At 49.9% G+C, this 22,552-nt stretch carries 18 protein-coding genes; 9 read left to right on the top strand and 9 right to left on the bottom strand.

The genetic code is table 11. The features are described from left to right. Positions 1-531 precede the first annotated feature (531 nt). Together H6F93_RS20940 and ligA are read right to left on the bottom strand one after the other, a co-directional pair. On the bottom strand, positions 532-2,319 hold the full coding sequence (locus tag H6F93_RS20940) for an alpha/beta hydrolase (RefSeq protein WP_190684814.1): 1,788 nt from the start codon (positions 2,317-2,319) through the stop codon (positions 532-534). A gap of 88 nt (positions 2,320-2,407) precedes the next feature. After that, entirely contained in the window at positions 2,408-4,555 is a 2,148-nt protein-coding gene (gene ligA / locus H6F93_RS20935; protein WP_524537988.1) for an NAD-dependent DNA ligase LigA, read from the bottom strand. Positions 4,556-4,663: 108 nt separating this feature from the next. Here ligA and H6F93_RS20930 point away from each other — a divergent pair, with 108 nt between their 5' ends. Both H6F93_RS20930 and H6F93_RS20925 read left to right on the top strand, forming a co-directional pair. After that, entirely contained in the window at positions 4,664-5,041 is a 378-nt protein-coding gene (locus H6F93_RS20930) for a hypothetical protein (protein ID WP_190641828.1), read from the top strand. A 946-nt stretch (positions 5,042-5,987) separates the two neighbouring features. After that, on the top strand, positions 5,988-6,455 hold the full coding sequence (locus H6F93_RS20925; protein WP_190641827.1) for an RNA recognition motif domain-containing protein: 468 nt from the start codon (positions 5,988-5,990) through the stop codon (positions 6,453-6,455). A gap of 154 nt (positions 6,456-6,609) precedes the next feature. On the opposite strand, the gene H6F93_RS20920 is transcribed toward H6F93_RS20925, so the two are convergent. Both H6F93_RS20920 and H6F93_RS20915 read right to left on the bottom strand, forming a co-directional pair. Then, complete coding sequence (locus tag H6F93_RS20920; RefSeq protein ID WP_190684807.1) at positions 6,610-7,800, bottom strand: GNAT family N-acetyltransferase; 1,191 nt, start codon at positions 7,798-7,800, stop codon at positions 6,610-6,612. A 153-nt stretch (positions 7,801-7,953) separates the two neighbouring features. Then, positions 7,954-9,549, bottom strand: coding sequence for a glucose-6-phosphate isomerase (locus tag H6F93_RS20915; protein WP_190684804.1), 1,596 nt, complete (start codon positions 9,547-9,549; stop codon positions 7,954-7,956). Positions 9,550-9,724: 175 nt separating this feature from the next. Here H6F93_RS20915 and H6F93_RS20910 point away from each other — a divergent pair, with 175 nt between their 5' ends. The 3 genes from H6F93_RS20910 to H6F93_RS20900 all read left to right on the top strand — a co-directional run bounded on the left by H6F93_RS20910 (position 9,725) and on the right by H6F93_RS20900 (position 14,208). Continuing rightward, positions 9,725-11,155 carry a branched-chain amino acid ABC transporter permease gene (locus tag H6F93_RS20910; RefSeq protein WP_242043542.1) on the top strand — a complete coding sequence of 477 codons (1,431 nt, stop codon included), beginning with the start codon at positions 9,725-9,727 and terminating at the stop codon, positions 11,153-11,155. After that, positions 11,145-11,915: an ABC transporter ATP-binding protein gene (locus tag H6F93_RS20905; RefSeq protein WP_190641824.1), complete on the top strand. Its 771-nt coding sequence runs from the start codon at positions 11,145-11,147 to the stop codon at positions 11,913-11,915. The genes H6F93_RS20910 and H6F93_RS20905 overlap by 11 nt, the downstream gene beginning before the upstream one ends. Positions 11,916-12,666: 751 nt before the next feature. Further along, a complete protein-coding gene (locus tag H6F93_RS20900) occupies positions 12,667-14,208 on the top strand; it encodes a serine/threonine-protein kinase (RefSeq protein ID WP_524537987.1) in 1,542 nt (513 codons plus the stop codon). Between the two features lie 20 nt (positions 14,209-14,228). Here H6F93_RS20900 and H6F93_RS20895 read toward each other — a convergent pair whose 3' ends face one another. The 5 genes from H6F93_RS20895 to H6F93_RS20875 form a co-directional block, all read right to left on the bottom strand. Beyond that, positions 14,229-15,110 (bottom strand): universal stress protein, encoded by an 882-nt coding sequence (locus H6F93_RS20895; protein WP_190684801.1) that lies wholly within the window; start codon positions 15,108-15,110, stop codon positions 14,229-14,231. Positions 15,111-15,593: 483 nt separating this feature from the next. After that, positions 15,594-15,788: an NblA/ycf18 family protein gene (locus tag H6F93_RS20890; protein ID WP_190641822.1), complete on the bottom strand. Its 195-nt coding sequence runs from the start codon at positions 15,786-15,788 to the stop codon at positions 15,594-15,596. Positions 15,789-16,133: 345 nt separating this feature from the next. Next, complete coding sequence (locus H6F93_RS20885; RefSeq protein WP_190641821.1) at positions 16,134-16,877, bottom strand: PP2C family protein-serine/threonine phosphatase; 744 nt, start codon at positions 16,875-16,877, stop codon at positions 16,134-16,136. A gap of 36 nt (positions 16,878-16,913) precedes the next feature. Then, on the bottom strand, positions 16,914-18,734 hold the full coding sequence (locus H6F93_RS20880) for an ABC1 kinase family protein (RefSeq protein ID WP_524537986.1): 1,821 nt from the start codon (positions 18,732-18,734) through the stop codon (positions 16,914-16,916). Positions 18,735-18,842: 108 nt separating this feature from the next. Further along, the gene (locus tag H6F93_RS20875) at positions 18,843-19,169 is read right to left on the bottom strand and encodes a DUF6825 family protein (RefSeq protein WP_190684799.1); all 327 of its coding nucleotides are present in this window, start codon (positions 19,167-19,169) and stop codon (positions 18,843-18,845) included. A gap of 129 nt (positions 19,170-19,298) precedes the next feature. On the opposite strand from H6F93_RS20875, the gene H6F93_RS20870 reads away from it, so the two are divergent. From H6F93_RS20870 to lptB, 4 genes are all read left to right on the top strand, one after another. Then, a complete protein-coding gene (locus tag H6F93_RS20870; RefSeq protein ID WP_190684796.1) occupies positions 19,299-20,477 on the top strand; it encodes a DUF58 domain-containing protein in 1,179 nt (392 codons plus the stop codon). A gap of 4 nt (positions 20,478-20,481) precedes the next feature. After that, positions 20,482-20,922 (top strand): DUF309 domain-containing protein, encoded by a 441-nt coding sequence (locus H6F93_RS20865; protein ID WP_242043541.1) that lies wholly within the window; start codon positions 20,482-20,484, stop codon positions 20,920-20,922. Between the two features lie 249 nt (positions 20,923-21,171). Continuing rightward, positions 21,172-21,711 carry an LptA/OstA family protein gene (locus tag H6F93_RS20860; RefSeq protein WP_190641818.1) on the top strand — a complete coding sequence of 180 codons (540 nt, stop codon included), beginning with the start codon at positions 21,172-21,174 and terminating at the stop codon, positions 21,709-21,711. Positions 21,712-21,815: 104 nt separating this feature from the next. Next, positions 21,816-22,544 (top strand): LPS export ABC transporter ATP-binding protein, encoded by a 729-nt coding sequence (gene lptB, locus H6F93_RS20855; RefSeq protein WP_190641817.1) that lies wholly within the window; start codon positions 21,816-21,818, stop codon positions 22,542-22,544. The last annotated feature ends 8 nt before the right edge of the window (positions 22,545-22,552 follow it).

Raw genomic sequence — 22,552 nt, 5'->3', positions numbered from 1 at the left:
AGCAAATGGATTGAGTGGTGATGCTGATGAGATGGACCTTGATCTGTCTAAATTTTGTCTAAGCGATAGAAAATACCTGCTATTCGCTCGACTTGTTTAGAAGGCTGGATGGCGATCGCTCCCTGAATTGGCTCACCCTTCAAGATCGATGATTTCTACAACAGTAGGTAGGCAGTACACGCTCCAGCGCGTTGCTAAAAAGACGTACTGACAGGAAACACGAATAAATTCCCAGTATACATTCTTCAATCGAGCTGAACTAATCTTAAAAGATGGACCGTAAATCTATGTGTCACCACAATGGCAAATGTTTGGCATCTGTCCATTTAAAGCGTTTTACCGAAACGCAGCCCAACAGACTGTCTAAGCAAAGAATCAGTTTTTGATTTGAAGTAGCGTGCCAGAGATGACTAAAAAACGGACTTCACCCTGCCGCATTTTTGACGGTAAAACAGACTCGATTGTTGCCGACAGCGCCGATAGTAGGTTTTGCCAAGGGTGACCGACCATTTAGAGGGTGCTACAACGCCATTAGTTTAATGATGAATTGGAGTCCAACCTGCTAGAAGATTCTACCGGTTCTCTCAGCGCTTGGGCGAGTTGGGCAGGAGTTAAAAATCGCACTAAATCAATGGGCAATGTGGGTTCACTGATGCGTTCAGTGTAAGCAGCTCTGAGATAGTCAAGGTAGTCTGCATCCTTGACCAGATGAACTTGAAAAAAGGCTGTACTCATTGCGTCGATGTAGCTCCGAGCAACGGCTGGGCTTGGCCCAATGATTTCGGGCGGCAAAGTCACTATCTCGCTGCTAGTTTCAGAAGTGCCAATGGTTGAAAAGTGGGTTGATCCGCGAATCATCAGCAAATATTTGTTGGGCGTGGTGAGCCAGGTGAAAGGGCGAATCTGTTCAAACAGGGCTGGTGCAACGGTGTCTGCATTGCCTGAAACTAGCATGACTGGAATGTCGATTTCGCTAAAGCCTGCTGGACCTAAAATGATGCTGCCAATTGGGTTGATTGCCATGATTGAAACCACTCGCTCGTCTCGCAGGTCAATAGCGGGCGGCACCAGTTCTTCGGCCCGACATTGGAGCAATAGCGATAAATTCAGCGTGCTTTCTTCCGCAGCGCAATCTTCTGCAAGCTGCTGGAAGTTAATTTTTGCGCCTGCTAGGGACAATGCCGTGTAACCGCCAAAGGATTGGCCCACTACGCCGACCTGCTGTAGATTTAGCCTCCCCTGAAAGGCAAAGTCTGATTGGTTGAGCCTTTCTAACTCGTCAAGCAGATATGTCACATCTAACGGACGGTTGATGAACTCAGCGGGTTCTGTGACCTGGCTAGCTCGACCCTCGACCAGTGCCTGTAGCTGATCGGCATTGCTGCCTGGATGCTCTGGAATGGCAACCGCAAAGCCGTAAGAGGCTAGGTGTTCTCCCAAATAACGATAGGTGGTACGGTCTGACCCTAGCCCATGAGACATGATGATCACCCGGGCAGAGGCAACAGGAGCTAGCGGGTAATTCGGATCCCCCGTTGCCTCAAGCGGAAGATAAACATCTGCAACAAAGGTGCGATCGCGGCTAGGGTCGTTTAGCGTGATGGTTTGTCTTTGCCAGGTAAAGCTACCTAATCGCCGAGGATCAGGCGGCGATGAGGAGTCAGTCATCGGATCGGATGCTGCTTCCAGTTCGGATTGTTGTTCAATTGCATTGACGGCTTCGGTGGTTTGATTGATCAGTTGCTCTAAGTTGCTAACCACTGACAGGGTGCGACTGAGGTCAATGCGAATGCCTGTGACTGGAAATTTCCTGAGAACATTTAATGGCGTTAGCCCTTCTGGATCGTCCGCAGCCAAAATCAAAGCGGAGCGAATGGCGTAAAACCCTGATTGACGGGCTTCGGTTTGGATAATTGCGCCTAGTCGCCTGAGCAGGATTTCCCCTTGGTCGGTGTAAAGAAATTGGGCGATCGCCACTGGACTTAGTTCTGCTTTAGCGCTCAGGAGGGTACGTAGTTGCTCTAGCTGTTCTGGGGTGGCGTATCGGGAGTAAGCTTCCAGATCAGCCTCAATCGTGCCTTCTTCGGCATAGATTTCTAAAGAATCAATAGAAATAGAGCGCTCGATAATGCCATAGGAAAAGTAAATGCGCTCAGCCGCCGACGCAGGAGAGGCAACTAAAACTGCGGGTAAGACTGCCGGAATTAAAATAGACTTTATTTTGGACTTAAACCAACGAGCGGATCGTTGAGTTAACGCGAATGGACGCGATCGCACGTGCCTGGCAGTGAAGGACGAGGCAGGCTCAGAACAGTTCATATTCGTGAAATAGCCGTATTTTTACACCATTACAGCTAAAAATAGCCGTAATCAGAATGCTTTCGAGACGCTAAAACGTCTGCCCCTTCTAATCTGCCAATAACTCTAGCAATTGTGCTTCCGACAATTGGGTGATTCCAAGTGACTCAGCTTTCTCTAGCTTAGATCCGGCCTCAGCGCCAACCACTACATAACTGGTTTTGGCACTGACCGAACCGGTGACCTTGCCGCCTGCTGCCTGAATCATGTCTTTTGCTTCCTCTCGCTTTAATGTTGGCAGTGTTCCTGTAATTACAAACGTTTTACCTGCCAGTTTGGAAGAAGCGGGTGCGGAGTTGGAAGTGTCACCTGCAAGCTGAATTCCCTCAGTTTTTAGGCGATCGATTAGCGTTTGGTTAGCAGGCACTCGAAACCAGTCATATACTGACTGAGCAATTTCAGCGCCAATGCCGTGAACAGTTTCAATGGCTTCTGGGGTGGCTTCAGCAAGCTGTTCTACAGTGGAAAACCGCTCCGTCAGGAGTTGGGCGTTGACGCTGCCAACATGCCGAATTCCTAGCCCGTACAGCACTCGTGACCAGGGTTGAGTTTTAGATTGGGCGATCGCCTCCACTAATTTCTGTGCCGACTTTTTGCCCATGCGGTCTACGTTTATGAGTTGCTCAACCGTCAGGTCATAGAGGTCTGCAACGGTGCGAATTAGCTGCCGATCAACAAACTGCTGTACCCATTTTTCGCCTAGCCCGTTGATGTCTAACGCATCACGGCTCGCCCAATGCTCCAGTGCCTTGCGCAAAATTGCCGGACAGGAGGCATTAATGCAGCGCACCACGGCTTCACCCTCTGGACGCACGACTGGCTGTTTGCAGGTGGGGCAGTGGGTCGGCATTTGAAATGGCTGAGTGCCTGGTGGACGCAGATCCGTCAGCACCCGCACCACTTCGGGAATGATTTCGCCTGCCTTCCGCACGATTGCCGTGTCGCCAACTCGAATGTCTAGCTCGGCAATGCGATCGCCATTATGCAAGGTCGCCCGCGAAACGGTCGTTCCGGCTAGCTGCACCGGACGCAGTTCTGCAGTGGGGGTCAGTGCCCCAGTGCGGCCGACGTTGATGGTGATATCTTCTACGATTGTGGGGGCTTCTTCTGCCGGATATTTGAGGGCGATCGCCCAACGCGGAAACTTTTGTGTAAACCCTAACTGCTGTTGCAGCGACAGCGGATTTAGTTTGACGACCACGCCATCGGTCAGGTACGGCAATTCCAATCGCTCTGTAGACCAGCGATCGTAATATTCCTGCACCTCTTCTAATGATTGGCAAAGCTGGCGATTTGGATTGACCCGAAAGCCAACGCTTTGTAGGAATTCTAACGATTCCCACTGGCTAGAAATGTTGTGATGCAGTTCTCCTGTAATCGGGTTTTGATTCTCTGGATTTTGACCGTCAGAATTTTTGGGTGAGCGATCGCCCTGTTCAGGAATGTGCAGCGTGTAGGCAAAAAAATCAAGCCGTCGTCGCGCCACAATCCGGGAATCTAACTGTCGCAGCGTTCCTGCTGCCGCATTGCGCGGGTTGGCGAACAGCGCCTCGCCTGCCTGCTCTCGCTCCTGATTAATCTGCTGAAACACGTCTAGCGGCAAAAACGCCTCGCCCCGCACCTCCACTACCGCAGGGGGATTGTCTGTCGCTAACCGCAGCGGAATCGTGCGAATTGTGCGGACGTTCTGGCTAATGTTTTCACCCATCACCCCGTCGCCCCGCGTCACGCCTCGAACCAAAACTCCGTTCTCATAGGTCAGCGCTAGCGCAGAACCATCAATCTTCAATTCACAGACATACTCAAATTCTTTGACTTCGGGGGCAACTCGTCGCCAGCGCTCTTGCCATGCGGCAAACTCCTCCAGGTTAAAGGCATTCTCCAAACTGTAGAGGGGAATATTGTGTCGCACCGAAGCGAATTGGGCGGCCGGGCGCTCTCCTACCCGCTGGGTCGGGCTATCTGAACTGATTAACTCTGGATACTGGGCTTCTAAATCCTGAAGTTCCCGATAAAGCTGGTCATACACTGCATCTTCCAAGTCGGGAGCATCTAACACGTAATAGGCGTAGCTCGCTTGCTGAAGTACGCGACGCAGTTCCTCAACTCGCTGTTTGATTTCAAGTGGCTGTTCAGTTTCAGGTGGCTGTTTAATTTTATTGGCGAGCTGTTCCACTTTAGGTGTGGGGTGTTCCACAAGTCTTCTCCACTCTGGCGATCGCTCCAAACAATCAGAGCTAGTCTAATATCACTTTAATTTGCAAACATCGGGTATTCTGCCTGTAGTTAGTCCTAAGCTAAAGCAATGCATGTTTGGGCTGCTTTTTTCGTTATCTTTTTAGGCATGATAGAACTCTATCAATGGTTACAGGGCTTGACGTTGCCTCTGCCTACGTTGGTTGTGGCGGGAGTTTTGCTGGCGATCGCCTCCAACCGCAACAAACCGGCAGGCTTACCTTGGCAAAATTTTTCCCAACCATCACTCCCCAAGCCCCCTCAACCTAATTCCTCACTTCCCACCTCTCAATCCCCCAATTCCCAATCTCCAACCTCTAACCCTCAATCCTCAATTCCCAATCCTCGCCCTACCCCGCAGCTTCCCAACCTCACCGCTTCAAAAGCTCCATCAGCTCCCCTTCAGCGCTCTATTTCGTTTACGATTCGCAAGCCGGGACAAAACTGATTATTAAGAATGGCTGAGATGGGGGTTGTAGGATTAAGGCAGTTCAGCTACTATTAGGACTTCAAACGAGGCGATCGCTCCTGACTAACGCTTCAAAAGGTTTAGTTTCAAGGAATCTTAGCTTAGGCATTCATCCGGTAGAGTGAGGCTTAAGAGGCGATCGCTCCATCCAGAAGATCAGTGAAGAAATCGCAAAGAAATTCTTCTGGGCACTAAATATTCTGATTTGCATCTGCCGATTGGGTAAAGGTGTGGGGGCGTAACTCGTTACGTCCCCACTCTTATTAGGGGTTAACGTATTGCATTGACGCCGATTCCCACACTTACAGCCTGGCAGGGTAGCATGAAGAAGTGTTGCACAAATCCTAACCCAGATGTTACATTTCTTTACAGAAACCAAACGTACCTGGACGTGACTCAGGTTTCAGGTCTAGTTTTTCAGGCTGACACTGATGTACTGCTCTGGTATCGGGTTCTATCCTCCCAACACAGCAAGTTCAGCCAGCCCAACACAATTAGGCTGGCTTTTGTTTAGTTCTTCACGAGAATTGCTGCTTATGGGTTGCAAGCTTTCTTCCAGAAATCGAAATCTACCGATGGAACTAGGGTTTAAGCTAGCCCCAAGCTTAAGGTCGTGGTAACTTAGTGGATGGCGCAGACATTTTGAGGTGGAAGAGTCACGTTAGACTCCTAAACTTTACGCTCTAGCAGTTGTTTGAGGTTTACTGAATTCTTTATCAGAGCCCTTTCTCTCTCCTGAGCATGAAGTTCCGCATAAGAGATGTTCAATAGTATCCACTAAGATGATGTGTTGCTGAAGTTTGGTCAAAGTATTAACTCATGAGTCTTTCAGTTTAGTGACCCCAGCTCTCTATCCTTAGCCAGTCCCAAAGCAGCACTTTTTAGCAAATTTGTTCGACTCAAAGTCTAGAGGTATCTTTGTTCTATGTCTATTCGTCTTTATGTAGGCAACCTGCCTAGAGAACTGGAACGCCAGGAACTAGAGACTGTGTTTGCCGAATTTGATGATTCAGTCTCTACCAAAGTGATTACTGATCGCAAAACCGGCAAATGTCGCGGTTTCGGGTTTGTCACCGTCAAAAATGACGAGCAGGCTGACCAGTTGATTGAGAAGTTCAACGGCTTTGTCCTCAAAGACAGTGCTCTCAAGATCGAAAAGGCACTGCCGCGGTCAAAAGGCAAGGATGAAGGCGATGCAGGTGAAGCTGAAACCAACGTTGCTCCCGTTTCTGCCAAGCGTAGCAAAGGCAGCGGTGGTGGAGGCGGTGGTAAATCTAAGCGTCCTGCGGCGGCAAACTCTTCTGATCCTGAAGCAGTTCAGCCTGATCCACGCTGGGCTCAAGATTTAGAAAAGCTGAAGCAGCTTCTCGCAACCCAGACTGCTAACTCGTAGGTTTTGATTAGTTAGCCTCGAAGACGGTCTAACGCTGCTCGTCTGATGAGGGACTGGTTTTAGTAGCAATATGCCTGCCGTGATGGGGTTGGATAAACCTAACTCCATTGCGGCAGGCAACTTTGTTTCTAGGTCTTTGTGTGTAGGTCAGGGATTATGATTCGTCATTTGTACCTTGTTTGAATGGCAGATCGAGGTTGATGGCATCGATCTCTTGTTGCTCCATTCGGTTAACTTCAGTAATGTATGAGTTAAGAATTTGACCAAGGCGACTATCGTAAAAGCGGTGCAGACTGTGGTTGGGGGTAGCGGGGAAACCACGCCGCTTTTTGTGTCTGCCACCAGCACCCGGATCAAAGGTTTGAATGTTGTGGGCGATCGCCCACTCAATCGGTGTGTAATAGCAAGCATCAAAATGCAGGCTGTCAAACTCCTGTAAGCAACCCCAATATCGTCCATAAAGCTGGTCGCCTTTGGTCAGGCAAAAGGACATACCAACGGGTCGCTGCTCATTTTGCTCGTCATAGGCGGCAACAAATACAACCCGATGGCGGTAATGCGGGTAAAGCTGCTCAAAGAAGCGACGAGTCAAATATTTGCTGCCCCACCAGCCAAACTTATCGCAGGTATCGCTGTAGAAGGCATACATTTGTGAAAACATCGATTTAGGGATTTCGTCTCCGGTCAGCACCTGAAGCCGTAATCCTGCCTTTTCGACCGCCTTGCGCTCTCGTTTGATGTTGCGACGTTGGTTTGCGTTAAACGCACCTAAGTAATGGTCAAAGGTTTGATAGCCCTGGTTTTGCCAGATGTAGCTGTGGTGTAGCCAACTAACGAAGCTGTGCCGCTCCATCACGCTTCGCCACTCTGGATCGGCATAGAGAAAATTGCAGCTGGAGATGTGGTTGCGAAGACAGAAGTGGTCGATCGCCTCTACCATCAGTTCTATAATTTCGTCTTCGTCTTCATCAGGGGCGATCAAGAAGCGGTAACCCTCTGCTGGGGTAAAGGGTGACATCCCCAGTAGTTTGGGGTAGTACTGGATGCCTAAGCGCTGCGATAAATCGGCCCACTGGTGGTCAAACACAAATTCACCATAGCTGTGCCCTTTCAGGTACAGGGGGGCGGCTGCGATTAAGGTGCGATCGCGCCATACCGTTAAGTGATTGGGCAACCAACCTGCTTTAGCGGTAGCGCTACCAGAGGTTTCCATGTTGTTGAGCCATTCCCACTCCAAAAATGGAGTTTTGAGTGGCAGTGCCAGCGCATCCCATTCGACTTGGGGGACTTCAGACAGCTTGTTAATCCAAGCCAGGGAATAGCGGGGCTTAAGTTGTTCCACCATGTTTGTAGATTAGGAATCGGATACCAAAGGGTTGAATGGGTTGAAGAACGTGAATGAATTAACCTGCCTAATCTCTTTACTGTACTCAACTGTACGGGCTTGGCAGTGCCAAGCCCCCAGCCTAAATGCTGCGCTTGATTCACTTAACTAAATTCACGTTCCTGACTTGGGGGCGATCGCCAACGTTTCAGGCTTACCAGGATCGCCACTCAGACTCACTCCACGTTGATTGGCGTGTAAATGCCGAGCGATTTTATAAATGGTTTCGATTTCGTCAGAGGCGTTGATCTTCTCAGCCAAGTCTGTAAGCCTAATAGGCTGCCCTACTTCCTGTAGAACCTCTACAACTCGTCGTTGCAGGTCTAACACTGCCGCTGCCGCCTTTTTGCCTGCCTCAACGCCCGGCTGATGGTAAGCGTTGATGTTGACCAGGGAAGCGTAGAATCCAACTGCTCGTTCATATAGCGCAATCAATGCCCCGACTGTATAGGGATTGACTTCAGGAATGGTCAGTGTAATCGAGTCTCGATGATTTTCGTAGAGTGCCTGACGAGTACCTTGAAGTAATCCAGAAAGGTAGTCTCCAGAGGTTACGCCCGGTTCGACTGCAACAGATTCGCCCTCGCGGTCGTCCAGCACTTCGATAAAGGTAAGGAAGAAGTTGGGTACGCCTTCTCGCAACTGCTGCACGTAGGCGTGTTGGTCAGTGGAGCCTTTGTTGCCATAAACTGCGATGCCTTGATAGACCGTGTTGCCATCCAGGTCTTTTTCCTTGCCCAGAGATTCCATCACGAGCTGTTGCAGATAGCGAGAAAACAGCAGCAGGCTGTCCTTGTACGGCAAAACCACCATATCTTTTTCGCCCTTACCGTTCCCAGCAAAATACCAGGACAGCGCCAGCAGTGCGGCAGGATTACCTTTGATGTCTGGCACACGGGTTGCGGCATCCATTTCCTTTGCGCCAGCTAGCATTGCGTCAATGCCAATTCCTTGAAGTGCGGCGGGAAGTAATCCAACGGCTGACAGTTCGGAGGTTCGTCCACCTACCCAGTCGTGCATAGGAAAACTGGCTAGCCAGCCTTCGGTTTGCGCGATTTTGTCCAAGTTGCTGCCTTTGCCTGTTGTAGCAACGGCATGTTTAGCAAAATCTAGCCCCTGTTTTTCAAAGGCGTGTTTGACTTCTAACATGCCGTTGCGCGCTTCAGGGGTACCACCAGACTTGGAGATGGTAATGACCAGTGTGGTCGCAAGTCGGTCTTGCAGTTGGATCAGGATGCGATCGATTCCTGTAGGGTCGGTGTTGTCAATGAAGTGAATGTTGAGCGGCGGAAAGATGGGAGACAAGGCTTCTGCGACAAATTCTGGCCCAAGCGCAGACCCGCCGATGCCGATGGAGAGAATGTCAGTGAATTTCTCTGCCTGGGGCGGGTGAATTTCGCCGCTGTGAACTTTCTGAGCAAAGGTGTGAATTTGCTCTAGCGTGTCGAGGATGTCTTGCTTTAGTTCTGGAGTGGGGGCTAGCTCTGGATCACGCAACCAGTAGTGCCCGACCATGCGGTTTTCGTCAGGGTTGGCGATCGCCCCTTTCTCTAAGTCCGCCATATCCTGAAATGCTTTCTCAAACTTAGGCTGCAACGTTGCTACAAATTCGTCATCAAACCGCATTCGACTGACATCGAGATAAAGCTCCAATCCCTCATGGTAGTAAAGCCAGTCTTGGTAACGTTGCCAGAGTGCAGCGGCATCCATAGCAAATTTCAACCTTCGTAATGGGTCAATCACAGTTTAGCGACTCATGTCCAACCCGTTGAGAAACATAAGGATAGAGTTTAGGTTTCACGATAATTTACCTTCTGTAAATGTCTCCGTCTCCCCTGATACGGGCTGTCTCTGTGAATGCGGTACAATTCATACGCGATCTTAAATGAACAGAACAGTTGGCGATCGCCTTGGCAACTCTGAGCCTGCGATAACAGCAATCGCCAAGCTATTTCCCTTTCACAACCTCCCTTTCGCAACCTGCATGGAAGGCTACATTGTTTCGCTGATAATTTTCACCGCGATTTTTGCCCTGTTTGGCTTAGGGCTAAATTTGCAGTGGGGATATACCGGACTGATTAATTTTGGACACGTTGCATTCATGGCAGTCGGTGGCTATGTCACTGTGCTGCTAAGCGACCTTGATGTGCCTATTCCGCTGCTGATCTGGATACCGTTCTGTGTGCTGGTTGGCTCGCTCTTTGCAGCCCTGCTGGGGCTACTGATTGGGCTATCGACCGTGCGGCTGCGAGAAGACTACCTAGCGATCGTCACCATCGGTGTTTCAGAAATGGTGCGCCTCGTTGCTCTCAATGAAGAGTGGCTAACTCGTGGTGCGTTTGGTGTGCAAGGGTTTCCGTTGCCTTTGCAGGGTTTTGCCCCCACTCTGCTGACTCGAATTGGGATGCTGGCTATTTTTACTGGAGTGATCGCGATCGGGTACTGGCAGTTGTGGAAATGGCTGCGTCAGCGAATCAAGGGTGTCTCGCGTCAGTCCTTGATTAACAGTTCTTTGGCTGTAGCTGGTTATCTCGGTTCGCTGGGTTTGCTGCTCTATGGAACCGTCATCATCGCCCGTCAGCTCAAGCTAGCGGAGGATTTGTCTCCCTGGCTGCTGGGTTTGTTTCTGTTGGGTGCTTTGGTTGGCATTATCGCGCTCTACACCTGGTTGGCGCAACAAACTATTCCTCGTCTGCCAGACTGGTTCGTAGGACTGTCTCTCGTTTCCTGCTTGCTGTCTTTAGCAGTAGGGCTGTGGATTTACCAATTTGCTGCCCATGCAATCTACACCTACTCGCGCACCTCGATTAAGACGGGGCTGATGTTTATCTCAGTCTTGGTGGTAGCGGTGATTTTTTGGGGTTTGCAGAAGTTGGTGCGATCGCCCTGGGGTCGGGTTCTCAAAGCCATTCGTGAAGATGAAGAAGTAGCAAAAGCGCTTGGCAAAAATGTCTTCTGGTACAAGCTGCAAGCGCTGATGTTGGGGGGAATGGTCGCTGGAGTTGCGGGAGCGCTTTATGCATGGCAACTGACAACAGTTTACCCAGACAACTTTCAACCGCTCGTCACCTTTAATGCCTGGACCATTGTGGTGCTAGGTGGCGCAGGCAACAACGTCGGGACGCTACTCGGTGCCGCTATTTTCTGGGCATACCAAACTTCTACTCGCTTTATCCTGGCTGATGTTGTTCCATTGGATGATGCCCGTCTCGGCGCATTTCGCGTCATGATCATTGGGCTTTTGCTGATGGTGCTGATGGTTTGGCGACCTCAAGGAATTTTGGGCAAGAAGGAGGAGCTGACTCTTGGTCGATAATGCAAATGCTCTGTTATCCGCTAAGAACCTTTACAAGAGCTTTGGCGGTATCAAAGCGGTGGACAATGCTTCGATTGAAGTGCCTCAAGGCAGCATCACTGGTCTGATTGGGCCAAATGGTGCCGGCAAAACAACCCTTTTCAACCTGCTGTCCAGCTTTATCCGTCCAGATAGCGGTGAGGTGATTTTTGACGGCGAACCGATTCAGCAGTTACAGCCTCACCAAATTGCTCAACAAGGCATGGTGAGAACTTTTCAGGTCGCTCGCGTGCTCTCTCGTCTATCGGTGATGGAAAACATGCTGCTGGCGACTCAGCATCAGTCGGGTGAAAACTTTTGGAATGTCTGGCTTCGTCCAGGGCAAGTGATTAAAGAGGAGCGATCGCAACGGGAATACGCCAGCGAGATCTTGGAGTCAGTTGGGCTATCACACATGGCCCAAGAATATGCTGGAGCCCTATCGGGTGGTCAACGTAAGCTGCTAGAAATTGCCAGAGCTTTGATGGTGCGTCCAAAGCTGATTTTGCTAGACGAACCCGCAGCCGGGGTGAATCCAACGCTGATTAACAAAATCTGCGAACACATCGTGCAGTGGAACCGGGAAGGATTATCATTTTTGGTAATTGAACATAACATGGACGTGATTATGTCTCTGTGCGATCGCGTCTGGGTGCTAGCGGAAGGTCGCAACCTCGCCTCTGGTACACCTGCCGAAATGCAAAAAAATACTCAGGTGCTAGAAGCCTATCTGGGTCAGTAACCTTCAGGGAACTTTCAAGGGAGCGATTGCCCGACGCAAGGACAATAAATACATAAAGTTATTGCCTTGACTTCAGTAGCTTTTCGGGCACATTTGGGCATTGTTAGTAAGGATGGAATCAAACAACAGCACGATCAAGTCGAATCAGCCTCACTGGGAGGGGTGAATCGCACAGTTGCTCTAGATAATAAGGTAGTATGAATCGCTAAAATAACTCCAAGCGCTCATAAATTTGGGCTTTTGCTGCTAAGCTAGTTAACTTTTCTTTGCAATTCTGCATAAAGCTACAGTCTAATAGCCGTTTCCCTGATTTTTGATACAGCCTTGGGAGCTAAAGTACGATACCTTTATCACTCAATTGACTTAGCTCTTGGTACAAGAAATTAGGCTTTTGCTCTGGGTACTGTTCATTCCCTCGGTTACTACGCGAATTCACGTTTGATGCAGGGTCTAGAGAGCCGATGATCGCCCTCTATCGGTAGGTCTAGCTAACCTTCCATCGGGTGCAGCCAATTGTTGTTTTGATCAGACTAATTTACTCAAGTTGATGTATTTCATGACTTTGATGAAAAATTAGGCTGATCGCATTCCCTCTCTTTCGTTTCCTAATCGTTTTGCTTAGCTTTTGAGGTAGCAGGTGATTCTGGTAAGTCTTGCAAATGCACCCAATCTGATTCAGCTAGTGCAGTTGATGCCGCAGGCTGTTCATCAGTCGGGCTCCATTATTCTTTTGGTGTGAGGAGTCCGCCCCATGATGACAGACTCAAACATTGGCTGCATGTTAGCAAACCGCTATCAGCTCATAGAGACGCTGGGACAGGGGTCTATGGGTCGCGTCTATGGAGCTAAGGACGTGCTGTTGGGAGGGGTACCCGTTGCCATTAAGTTTCTCTCGCAGACGCTGCTCAATGACAAAATGCGCGACCGCTTTGTGCGAGAGGCGACAACTTGTGCGTTGCTAGGGCAAAAGAGCATTCATATTGTCAGAGTGACTGACTATGGCGTGAATGATGACGAAATCCCTTTCTACGTGATGGAGTATCTGCGCGGAGAAAGCCTGAGCGATTTAATTGCCCATCAGCCGCTTTCTTTGCCTCGATTTTTAAACCTGACTCGTCACGTTTGTCTCGGTCTACAGCGCGCCCACCAGGGGATTCAGGTTGATGGCGATCTTTGCCCCGTGATTCACCGAGATATCAAACCCAGCAATATTCTGATAATTCAGGATGACAGTCTGGGAGAAATGGCCAAAATTTTGGACTTTGGTATCGCCAAAATGCTTCAGGCAGACAGCGGCCAGACCAACTGCTTTATGGGTACCCTGGCGTACTCTTCGCCCGAGCAAATGGAGGGGCGTGAGCTAGATGGACGCTCGGATATTTATAGCCTGGGCGTAATGATGTTTCAGATGTTGACCGGCAAAATGCCGCTTCATGCTGATACGCACACGTTTGGAGGTTGGTATAAGACGCATCATTTTCAGCAGCCCCGCACCTTTGAGTCGTTCAACCTGGACCTAAAGCCACCAAAAGTCTTAGAAAATCTGGTGATGAGCTGTTTGTCAAAGTCACCAGGCGATCGCCCCCAAACGGTTGCTGAAATCATTAAAGCTCTGGAGCCTTTAGAGCAGCGTTTTGGTCATGGCAGAGAACTAGGCAAACAGTGGAGCAAGATTCTCAAAGAAAAAGAAGTCGTCAGAAAGCCTGAGCGTCTTTCTAACTCCCTCTCCGTCATAGAAATCTGTCGATTTGCTTCTTGGCCCGACGATAAGCCGATCGCTGAAATTGTCTTTCACCATCCGCTTCGCACCAGCAAAGGTCATTTGGCAACCCTGTGGGTGATGTTGCCTAAAAAAGAAGTTCAAAAGCGGGAAACGGGTACTCGCTACAACCAGTTTTTGTTTTTAGAAGCACCCCATCCTATGATGCTATGGCTCACCGTCCTCTATAACCGGAAATACGGTCCCCGCTGGCTGCCCTGCTATCTAGACTTAAAAACCCCTCAAGGACAAAAAATGACTCGGCTACTAGGCGAGTCAGGGGAATATCGGGTGTTGTTTTTTGCCCAAGAAGAACCGAAGCGTTGTGCCAATGTGGTCAATTCAACGATCGCCGTGCCACAGTGCAAGCTATTGCTCGACTGGGCAACAACGGGGCAGTTAACCCGTGGGTCGATCTCTCAAGCTCATATCAGCAAGAGCGTTTTGAAAGCAGAACTAGAGAAAATCAAACCCAAAATCTTGATGAAGCTAGAATCTCTCTACTTCGAGGAAGATACTGACCTGTCGGGTTGAATATTGCTAGTTGCGCCGACTCACCCTCTTGTAGGGGGAAAATAGATGACTGGATGCCAGCTCCGGCGTAGAATCTCGCCTGTAAAGCTGGGTACTGACCACTCGATCAGCTTACCCAAACTGCCAGATGAGGAGGCGATCGCACTAATATCATGCACCTCAGCAGCTTTTAGCACCTCTAGGATAGGGTCGCCCATGCGTACCTCAGTTTCAACTCTTAATCCCAGTTTCTCCAGGTCAGCTTTAGCCTCCGCTAGCTTAGCTTCCGCCTCTTTTGCCCTAGATTCCTTTAAGACTGCACCGCTACGCCCAGATGGATCAACGACCCAGAAGAGGAGGCAGCACTCCAGTGAGCTATCCGGTTGTTGAGCGTAATGCTTGACCTGCTGAAGTAAGTACTGGGAGGGCGCGCTGCCATCATAGGGCAACAGCAGATAGCGAAACAAATGATGACAGCGCAGCTCTAGCTCCTCCACTGTGTAGGTAGAAACGAGTTGGGGGCGCAGCGTCATCACTGGAATTGCCATTCGCTGACACAGGTTCATCGTTGTGCTGCCAAACAATTTTTCGGCAAGCAAGTTACGACTGGGCATTCCCAGAATGATTAAATCAGCATTGTGGGCTTTGGCAGTGCTGACGATGTGGTCAGAAGGTTTACCTGACTCAACTACAACTTTGACATCAACGCCATTAGGCACGTTTTCTAGAGCCACAGAGAGGCGATCGCGTGCAGCCTGCATCTTCTCCGCATCGGGTCGAGGAATTTCTCTTTCCTCGGACAGGGGAACAACGTGTAAAAGAATAATTTGCTTTGCGCCACCAGCAGCGAGACTGGGAACGCAATTTGCTAGGCGGTATATGCCGTCCGAAAAATCCGTGCAAATGATGACGCGCTGAAACATAGATTAAGGTCTTGGTTGAAGGTCTAGCACATTATTCAGCTCCTCCTAACCCTAACATCCTCGCTGTAGAGTCTCGCAGCAACATACGGTACTTGCTTGACCTCAAAGGCAATTCATGTAGCAGCAACAGTAGATCTAAAAGTTTTACCTAATCCCAGAATCAAAGCAATATCAGCGGTTAAATTTTTAATTGAATTCTAGCGGCTTGCTGTGCAGAGGTGAGCAATTGCCAAGAATCACGTAAACAGCGCAACAGAGTTCAAAGACAGCCAAACTCACGTGATAATGCGTCCTGTCTTCACATATATGCGGTCAAAAGGTTCACAGGAGGGGTTTGTATCGAAAGGACTTGTACGGAGCTAAGCGACATCAGGAAAGCAATTTCCGTATCAAGGGAAGAGTTGACGCCCCAGCATCCCCAGCTCTTTTCCCAGCAGGAACTTAGCAAGAGAGGGAGGTCGCCCACTGCGACAAAAATAGAACTTAGAACTGGGGACCAGCCTCAATGCCCCACTGATGCTTGAGGAACTGCTTGTACATGGTCTCCCTCAACATCATCTGCTCATACAGCTTGATTAGAAATTGCTGAGCTTGTTCACGGCTCATCCGCTCAACCTGAGTCTCAAACGACCGGAGGCTGAACTGTTGTTCCAGAGAAAGTTCGATTGGTTGGTTCATGATTGACTCCTCTTGGGGTAGTGAGTGAATTCGCGGTGTGTGCAAATCTAACTAGATATTGCAAGCTCCTCGAAATCTATTCGGCGATCGTTGTTACGCTTCAGGTTTCCCATGAACAAGCTTTAGGATCGCTTTATATTACAAAAGATAACAATCGTTTGACAAATTGCCTATCCCCATAAGGGTACTTTTGCCCGAAAACCGCATAATCCGAAAGACGGGGATCTGCAAAAGCCCCTCTGCTCGTAGGTTATAGGTATTTCTAGCAAGTTACGAATTGTAAAAAAGTTCAAAGTAAACTAAATCTAACCCAATCCGATTTTGGTGAAGCTTGCTCGACCAGGGTTACTCTTCAGCACGCGCGGAGCTGTCACTGCCAACGATCACGACGGTGATGTTATCTCGCCCACCTTTGTCTTTTGCTGCATTTACCAGGGTTAAAGCTGCTTTGTCACAAGCGCGAATCCCTTTTAGGTGGGAGGCGATCAAATGGTCGGGGAGCTCTTCGGTCAAGCCATCGCTGCAGAGTAGGAGGCGATCGCTCGGCAGCAAATCAAACGACTGCACATCCACTTGACGTAAATCCTCTCGTCCCAGACACTTCGACAAGATGTGTCGCCAAGGATGAATTCGAGCCTGATCGGGAGTTAAATCTCCTACTTTCATAGCCCGAGCCACCCAGGTGTGATCTTCCGTGATTTGATCTAGTTTTGCCCCTCGCAGGCGATAAAGCCGTGAATCTCCAATGTGGGCACAGTAAGGCTGCTCATCCCGAAAAATGACCACGACAGCTGTTGTTCCCATGTCAGAGCGTTCTGGGTGAGCCGCCTGGTCGTTTAGGATAGCCCGATTTGCTTCTAGAAACGCTGTCTCCAGCAATGTCTTAGATTGCTCCGGTGAAGCCCAGTATTTATCCAGGTGCATTTGGATTGCATAGGTTGCAATTCGGCTTGCTTCTTGACCGCCTGCATGACCTCCCATGCCGTCTGCCACGATAAAAAAACGCCCGTCTGGGTCGTTATAAAAGGCATCCTGGTTCACGGATCGGATCAATCCAGGGTCAGTAAGACCCGTGAAGAGGCGTTTCATAGAGTAGCTGCTTGCATCGGAAGCGAATTTAGATCTTTAAAGCATACGCTCAAGTCGGTCAAGCTTCATTAAGAGCCGAACTAGAGCCACTGCAACAACCGATGCTGCGATGGCTGATAGTGCTGCCAACCAAACGTACTGATTTACTAACAAGATCGTAGCCGACAATGTGAAGGCTCCGATCAGCAAAGTATAGTTAGTCCCCATGTTAACGCTGCTGAGGCGACGTAGGGCGCGATCGGTTTCAGTCGATCGCACCCGAATTCGCAAATCTCCCCGCTCTAGCTTCTCAATGGTATCTTCAATACGGCGAGGTAAACCCAGCGCTGTACTGCTCACCTGAGCGGCTTGACGACCTAACTCGCTAAACAAACCGCTGGATTCTGAAGAATGTCCGTTTGTCATAATTTGCATCGCAAAAGGTCTTGCGACCTCCATAAAGTTAAAATCTGGATCTAGTCCCTTCCCGACTCCCTCCAGTGTTGAAAACGCTCGCATTACAAAGGTAAAGGTTGCAGGAAAACGGAAGGGTTGGTCGTAGGCAATTTCGTAGAGGTCGTCGCTAATGGAGCTGACAGATTGGTGCTCAAAGGGCTGATCCATGAAGTGATCCAGCATGTACTGAATCGATCGCCGCACTGGACCCATATCTTCTGCTGGAGCCAGTGCCCCTAGCTCAATGAGGGAAGCTACGACCTGATCAGCATCCTTTTGAGCAATGCCAAAAAAGGTTTGTAAAAGTTTTTGCCGCGTGACGGGTTGAACCCGCCCCATCATGCCGAAATCATAAAAAATTAGCGATCCTTCTGGGCTAACGGCAATGTTGCCAGGGTGGGGGTCAGCATGGAAAAAACCATCATTAAGCAACTGATACAAATAAGCTTTAGCGCCCAGTTGGGCAAGCAGTTTGCGGTCTAATCCCGCAGCCTCTAGTGCTTCGTAGTGGCTGATTTTGATTCCGGGGACATATTCTAGGGTTAGCGCTCTTGGAGACGTGTAGCGCCAGTAGATTCGAGGAACTTTTACCCAATCTTCACCTCGAAAATTGCGGCGAAATGTGTCTGCGTTGCGTCCTTCGTTTAGGTAATCAATTTCTTCCCATAGGATGCGGCAGCACTCGTCGTAGATTCCCAGCCAATCGCGACCTCGCCCCCAATTGGGATGGTTTTGGAAGTAGCGGGCAATTCCTTTGAGAATCCGCAGGTCAATCTCAAACAGTTTCTTTAGCCCCGGACGCTGCACCTTTACCACAACTTCTTCACCGGAATGAAGCTGAGCTCGGTGAACCTGTCCTAAACTAGCGGCTGCTAGAGGAATAGGGTCAAAACTGCGATAAAGCCCTGGAATCGCTTTGTCAAAATCTTCCTGAATGATTGCCTCAACCTGCTCATAGCTGAAGGCAGGGACTCTGTCTTGAAGCTTGGTTAGCTCCTCAACATACTCCGCTGGAAACAAGTCAGCGCGGGTTGAAAAGAGTTGTCCCAGCTTGATGAATGTGGGGCCAAGATCTAGGAATGTTTCTCTAATCCAGATTGCCAGCGCTCGACGTCGGAGGGACTTGTTTTCCTCGGTTGCTCCGCCTCGATAGCTCCATGATTTTTTGTAGAACCATTGGGCTGCTAAAAGCTTTAGCACAAAGGTCCAGATGTCGATGAAGCGACGCTGGCGAGAATAATTCTTACGGCTCCAGCGATAAGCCTTTGCAGAATTGGGCTTAAATCGATCGCGAACTGACAGGTCACGGTCTGACCCGGCCAGTGCGTCACTTGACTCTAATTCAGCTTGAGAAGGAAGCGCCGACATTACTTGCCTCGCACTCCGTGCAGGTTGAATGGGATCATCAGGAGGAACAGACACTCAAGTGCTTAAAGAAACTTCAGGAGAAAGATTTTAAGTTACTTAAAGCCTACCAAGGGGTGAGCTTTTGAGATTTTTAAAGTGCAGTGGAGCTAGAACGCTAAGCTATCAGGACGATCGGCTGCGATAGCGCTGAAGCTCGGCGCGAAGTTGGGCAACCTCTGCCCGAAGTTCGTCAATGGTGGCTTGCAGGTCTTCTGGTTGCGAACCGCGACGCACTAAGGCTGAGGTTGTACGACCCTGCATAGCAGATTCTTCTTCACGATTGGCTCGTTCGATGACTTGCTCTGTGAACTGTCGTAGACTTTCGCGTTGCTCCGCATCAAATTTGCCGAGCTCGCTAAGGGTGTCAGTTACAGCGTTTTCAAGCTGCTCGCCGAGCGCTTCTGCGAAAGCTCTGCCTACAAAAAACGCATGAACCAGGGGATTACTCATGTGCAAGTTATGTTACGCTTCCGCAAAAATTATAGCCTGCTTACTCAGGTTGAGGGGGATGATTGGGGGTTAGCCTCTGATCCCCATTCCTTAATCCCTAATTCTTAATCCCCCATCCGCAAAATTCCTATGCAATATCAGCAGATTAATGATTGGCTGGAGACTCGCTGGGTGAAGCCTGCCTATAGCGGCTGGCTGTTGACGGGGCTGTCGCTGTTTTTCTTTGCATCGGCGACGAATACGATGTCAGGTTGGCTGTATGTGATTAGTGGGGTAATTTTTGCGCTGTTGGCGATCGCCACCATCCTCCCCCGGCGATCGCTGCGGCAGATTCGGGTGATCCGACAGCCGATTCAACCTGTTAGTGCGGGTGAACCGCTCACGATTGAACTGGAATTGCACAACCCAGCAACCCAGCCCAAAACGCTAATTGAGGTTCAAGATATGCTGCCTCATGTGTTAAACAAGCCAGTGCAGCAGGCGTTTGAGCTAATTCCAGCAAGGGGAATGCAGCGCTGGGTTTATCAGCAGCCGACTCAGCGACGGGGCGTGTATCGCTGGCATACGGTGAATCTAAGAACGGCTGCACCGCTGGGACTATTTTGGAGTCGACGGAGTCGAACGGCAAAGGCGATCGCGATTGTCTACCCCATCGTTTTGCCTCTGCGTCAGTGTCCTTTGATTGATGAGATGGGGAGGGACGTGAATGCTCAGGTGCAGAGCAGCTACCGTGCTCTAGGCGCAACAGAGGGGGTAACGCGGACTCTACGTCCCTACCGTTGGGGAGATCCAATTCGGTTGGTTCACTGGCGTACTAGCGCCCGCTACGGGGAGTTAAGGGTGCGAGAGCTAGAGATGTTTACGGGTGGGCAGGAAGTCGTCATTGCTTTGGACAGTGCGATCGCCTGGGAGCGAGATGACTTTGAGCAAGCGGTGATCGTGGCGGCTTCGCTGTATTTTTATGCAGTTCAGCGTCAGCTTCAGGTCAGCCTCTGGACCGCTCGAACGGGATTGCTGCGCGGCGGACAAGCGGTGCTAGAAGCGCTGGCAGAAACGTATGCTGGAGAAGAGGAGACGGGCGATCGCCTCCCTCCGCTGTCTCTGGTGTGGCTCAGCCAAAATCCAGATAGCCTCAGTGATTTACCCCAAGGTAGTCGTTGGCTCCTGTGGTCATCGAGAAATTCCAATGAGTTGCGGTCTGAGAAGCCGCTATCAAACGTATCGCTCAGCTCCAGCCATCCCGGTTTTGTGGTTCAACCCGAAAAAGACCTACAGCTTCAACTTCAGGCACCTTTACCGCGACACTAAACGAATGAATGAAGAGATGGAGGAAATCCCAGAGGAATTTTGGCAGGGCGTGGAGCAGTTCAATCAGCGCCAGTTTTATGATTGCCACGACACGCTAGAGGCACTGTGGATGGATTCAGTGGAGCCAGAAAAGCGGTTTTACCAAGGGGTACTACAAATTGCAGTGGCGTTGCACCATTTGGGCAATCACAATTGGCGAGGGGCGGTGATTCTGCTGGGAGAGGGGATGAATCGGCTGCGACACTACCAACCCGTTTATTCTGGAGTAAATGTGACGCAGTTGTTAAATCAGGCGGCAGATTTGCTGGCGATGTTGCAACAGGTAGGAGCAGAGCGAGTGGCGGATCTGGTACAAATGGAAGCGGGCGATAGCCTCGCCTCAACCGGCTCCTTGAAGCTGCCGACTATCTCAAAAGCTGAGGAAGGATCGCAATCAGTGAGCTAGTTCTTGCTGAAGTGAATCAAAGGTACAAACTTTGTAACAAAAGTTCTGTTGAGGCTGAAACTTCTGTGAAGATAGGAGAGTCAAGGACGTTATAGAGCTTGCTTGTTTCTTGTGTCCAGGCTCTGGTTGGGTAATATTGGCATATAAACTAGCTGCATCTACGCTAGAACTAGAAGCTGTTGCACTTGGCTAGCGTTCAGTTTTAAGCCTTACTACCTAATTCCTACTAAAAGTTCTATTACTTCGTTTATGAAATCTGCGTCTCGCTCCCGCTTCAACCTGCCTTTCCTCAAACTGACGCTGGTCTCTGCTGCGGTAATGGGGGCGATCGCTCCTTTGCCTCTACCTTTGGCGATCGCTCAGAATGCCCCAGCCCAGCGACCCAACCAACCGTTGACCCTGCGCTCAGATGTGCAGGAAGCCAATGCCGTGACGGGCGTAGTAACGGCTCGTGGCAATGTGCAGATTAACTACCCGGCTCGGCAAATTCAAGCCACTTCCGCCCAGGCTCAGTACTACAGCCGTGAACGGCGAATTGTCCTCAGTGGCGATGTCTATGTCCTGCAAGAGGGCAATAGTATGCGCGCCGAAACAATTACTTATCTAGTCGATGAAGGACGATTTGTAGCTCTTCCTGAAGATCAGCGGCAGGTTGAGTCAATCTACATTGTGCCTGACCCCAACGCCCCTGTTGCGACGACGACTCCTGTCTCTACAACGGAGGAATCGTCAGAAGAATCGTCAGACTTTAACCCCAAGCCAGAATTTAAGACACCCATTAGTCCCTAGTTTTTGCTTGGGCCCGCTTTTGGCACAGTGTCCTATAACGAATGAACTGCCTCTGATAGGATTAGGGCTAACCCTTTTGCAATAACTACCGTTGAGGGTCAACCTTGAAGATTGTCCTGGAGAATGTTCACAAATCCTACGGTAGACGCGCAGTCGTTAACCGCGTCAACCTTTCGGTAGTGCGAGGAGAAGTGGTAGGGCTGCTTGGTCCAAATGGGGCAGGAAAAACGACTACCTTTTACATGGCAACAGGGCTAGAAAAGCCTGATCAAGGTAGAGTTTGGCTAAATGACTTGGACATCACCGATTTGCCAATGCACCAGCGGGCTAAATTGGGAATTGGCTATTTAGCTCAAGAACCTAGTATTTTTCGGCATCTCAGTGTGCAGGACAACATTTTGCTCGTGTTGCAGCAGACAGGAGTACCGCGCTACGAACATGTTGATCGATTACATCAACTGCTCAAGGAATTTCGCCTGGAGAAAGTTGCTGCTACTTCTGGAGTTAAAGTTTCCGGAGGAGAGCGACGGCGTACAGAATTGGCTAGAGCACTAGCGTCTGGGCAAGATGGACCAAAATTCTTACTGCTAGATGAGCCGTTTGCGGGAGTTGATCCGATCGCCGTTGCTGAGATTCAAGAGATCATTGCTAACTTGCGCGATCGCCAGATGGGAATCTTGATTACCGATCACAACGTTCGAGAAACCCTAGCAATCACCGATCGTGCTTACATCATGCGAGATGGGCAAATTTTAGCATCCGGCAGTTCGGAGGAGCTTTACAGTAATCCACTAGTGCGCCAATACTATCTGGGTGACAGTTTCCAACCGTAAGGCTACTC

Source organism: Leptolyngbya sp. FACHB-671, assembly GCF_014695745.1.
GTDB lineage: Bacteria > Cyanobacteriota > Cyanobacteriia > Elainellales > Elainellaceae > JAAUTN01.
Note: the sequence above shows the minus strand (reverse complement) of the source record. Positions and strands in the feature narration are given on the sequence as shown.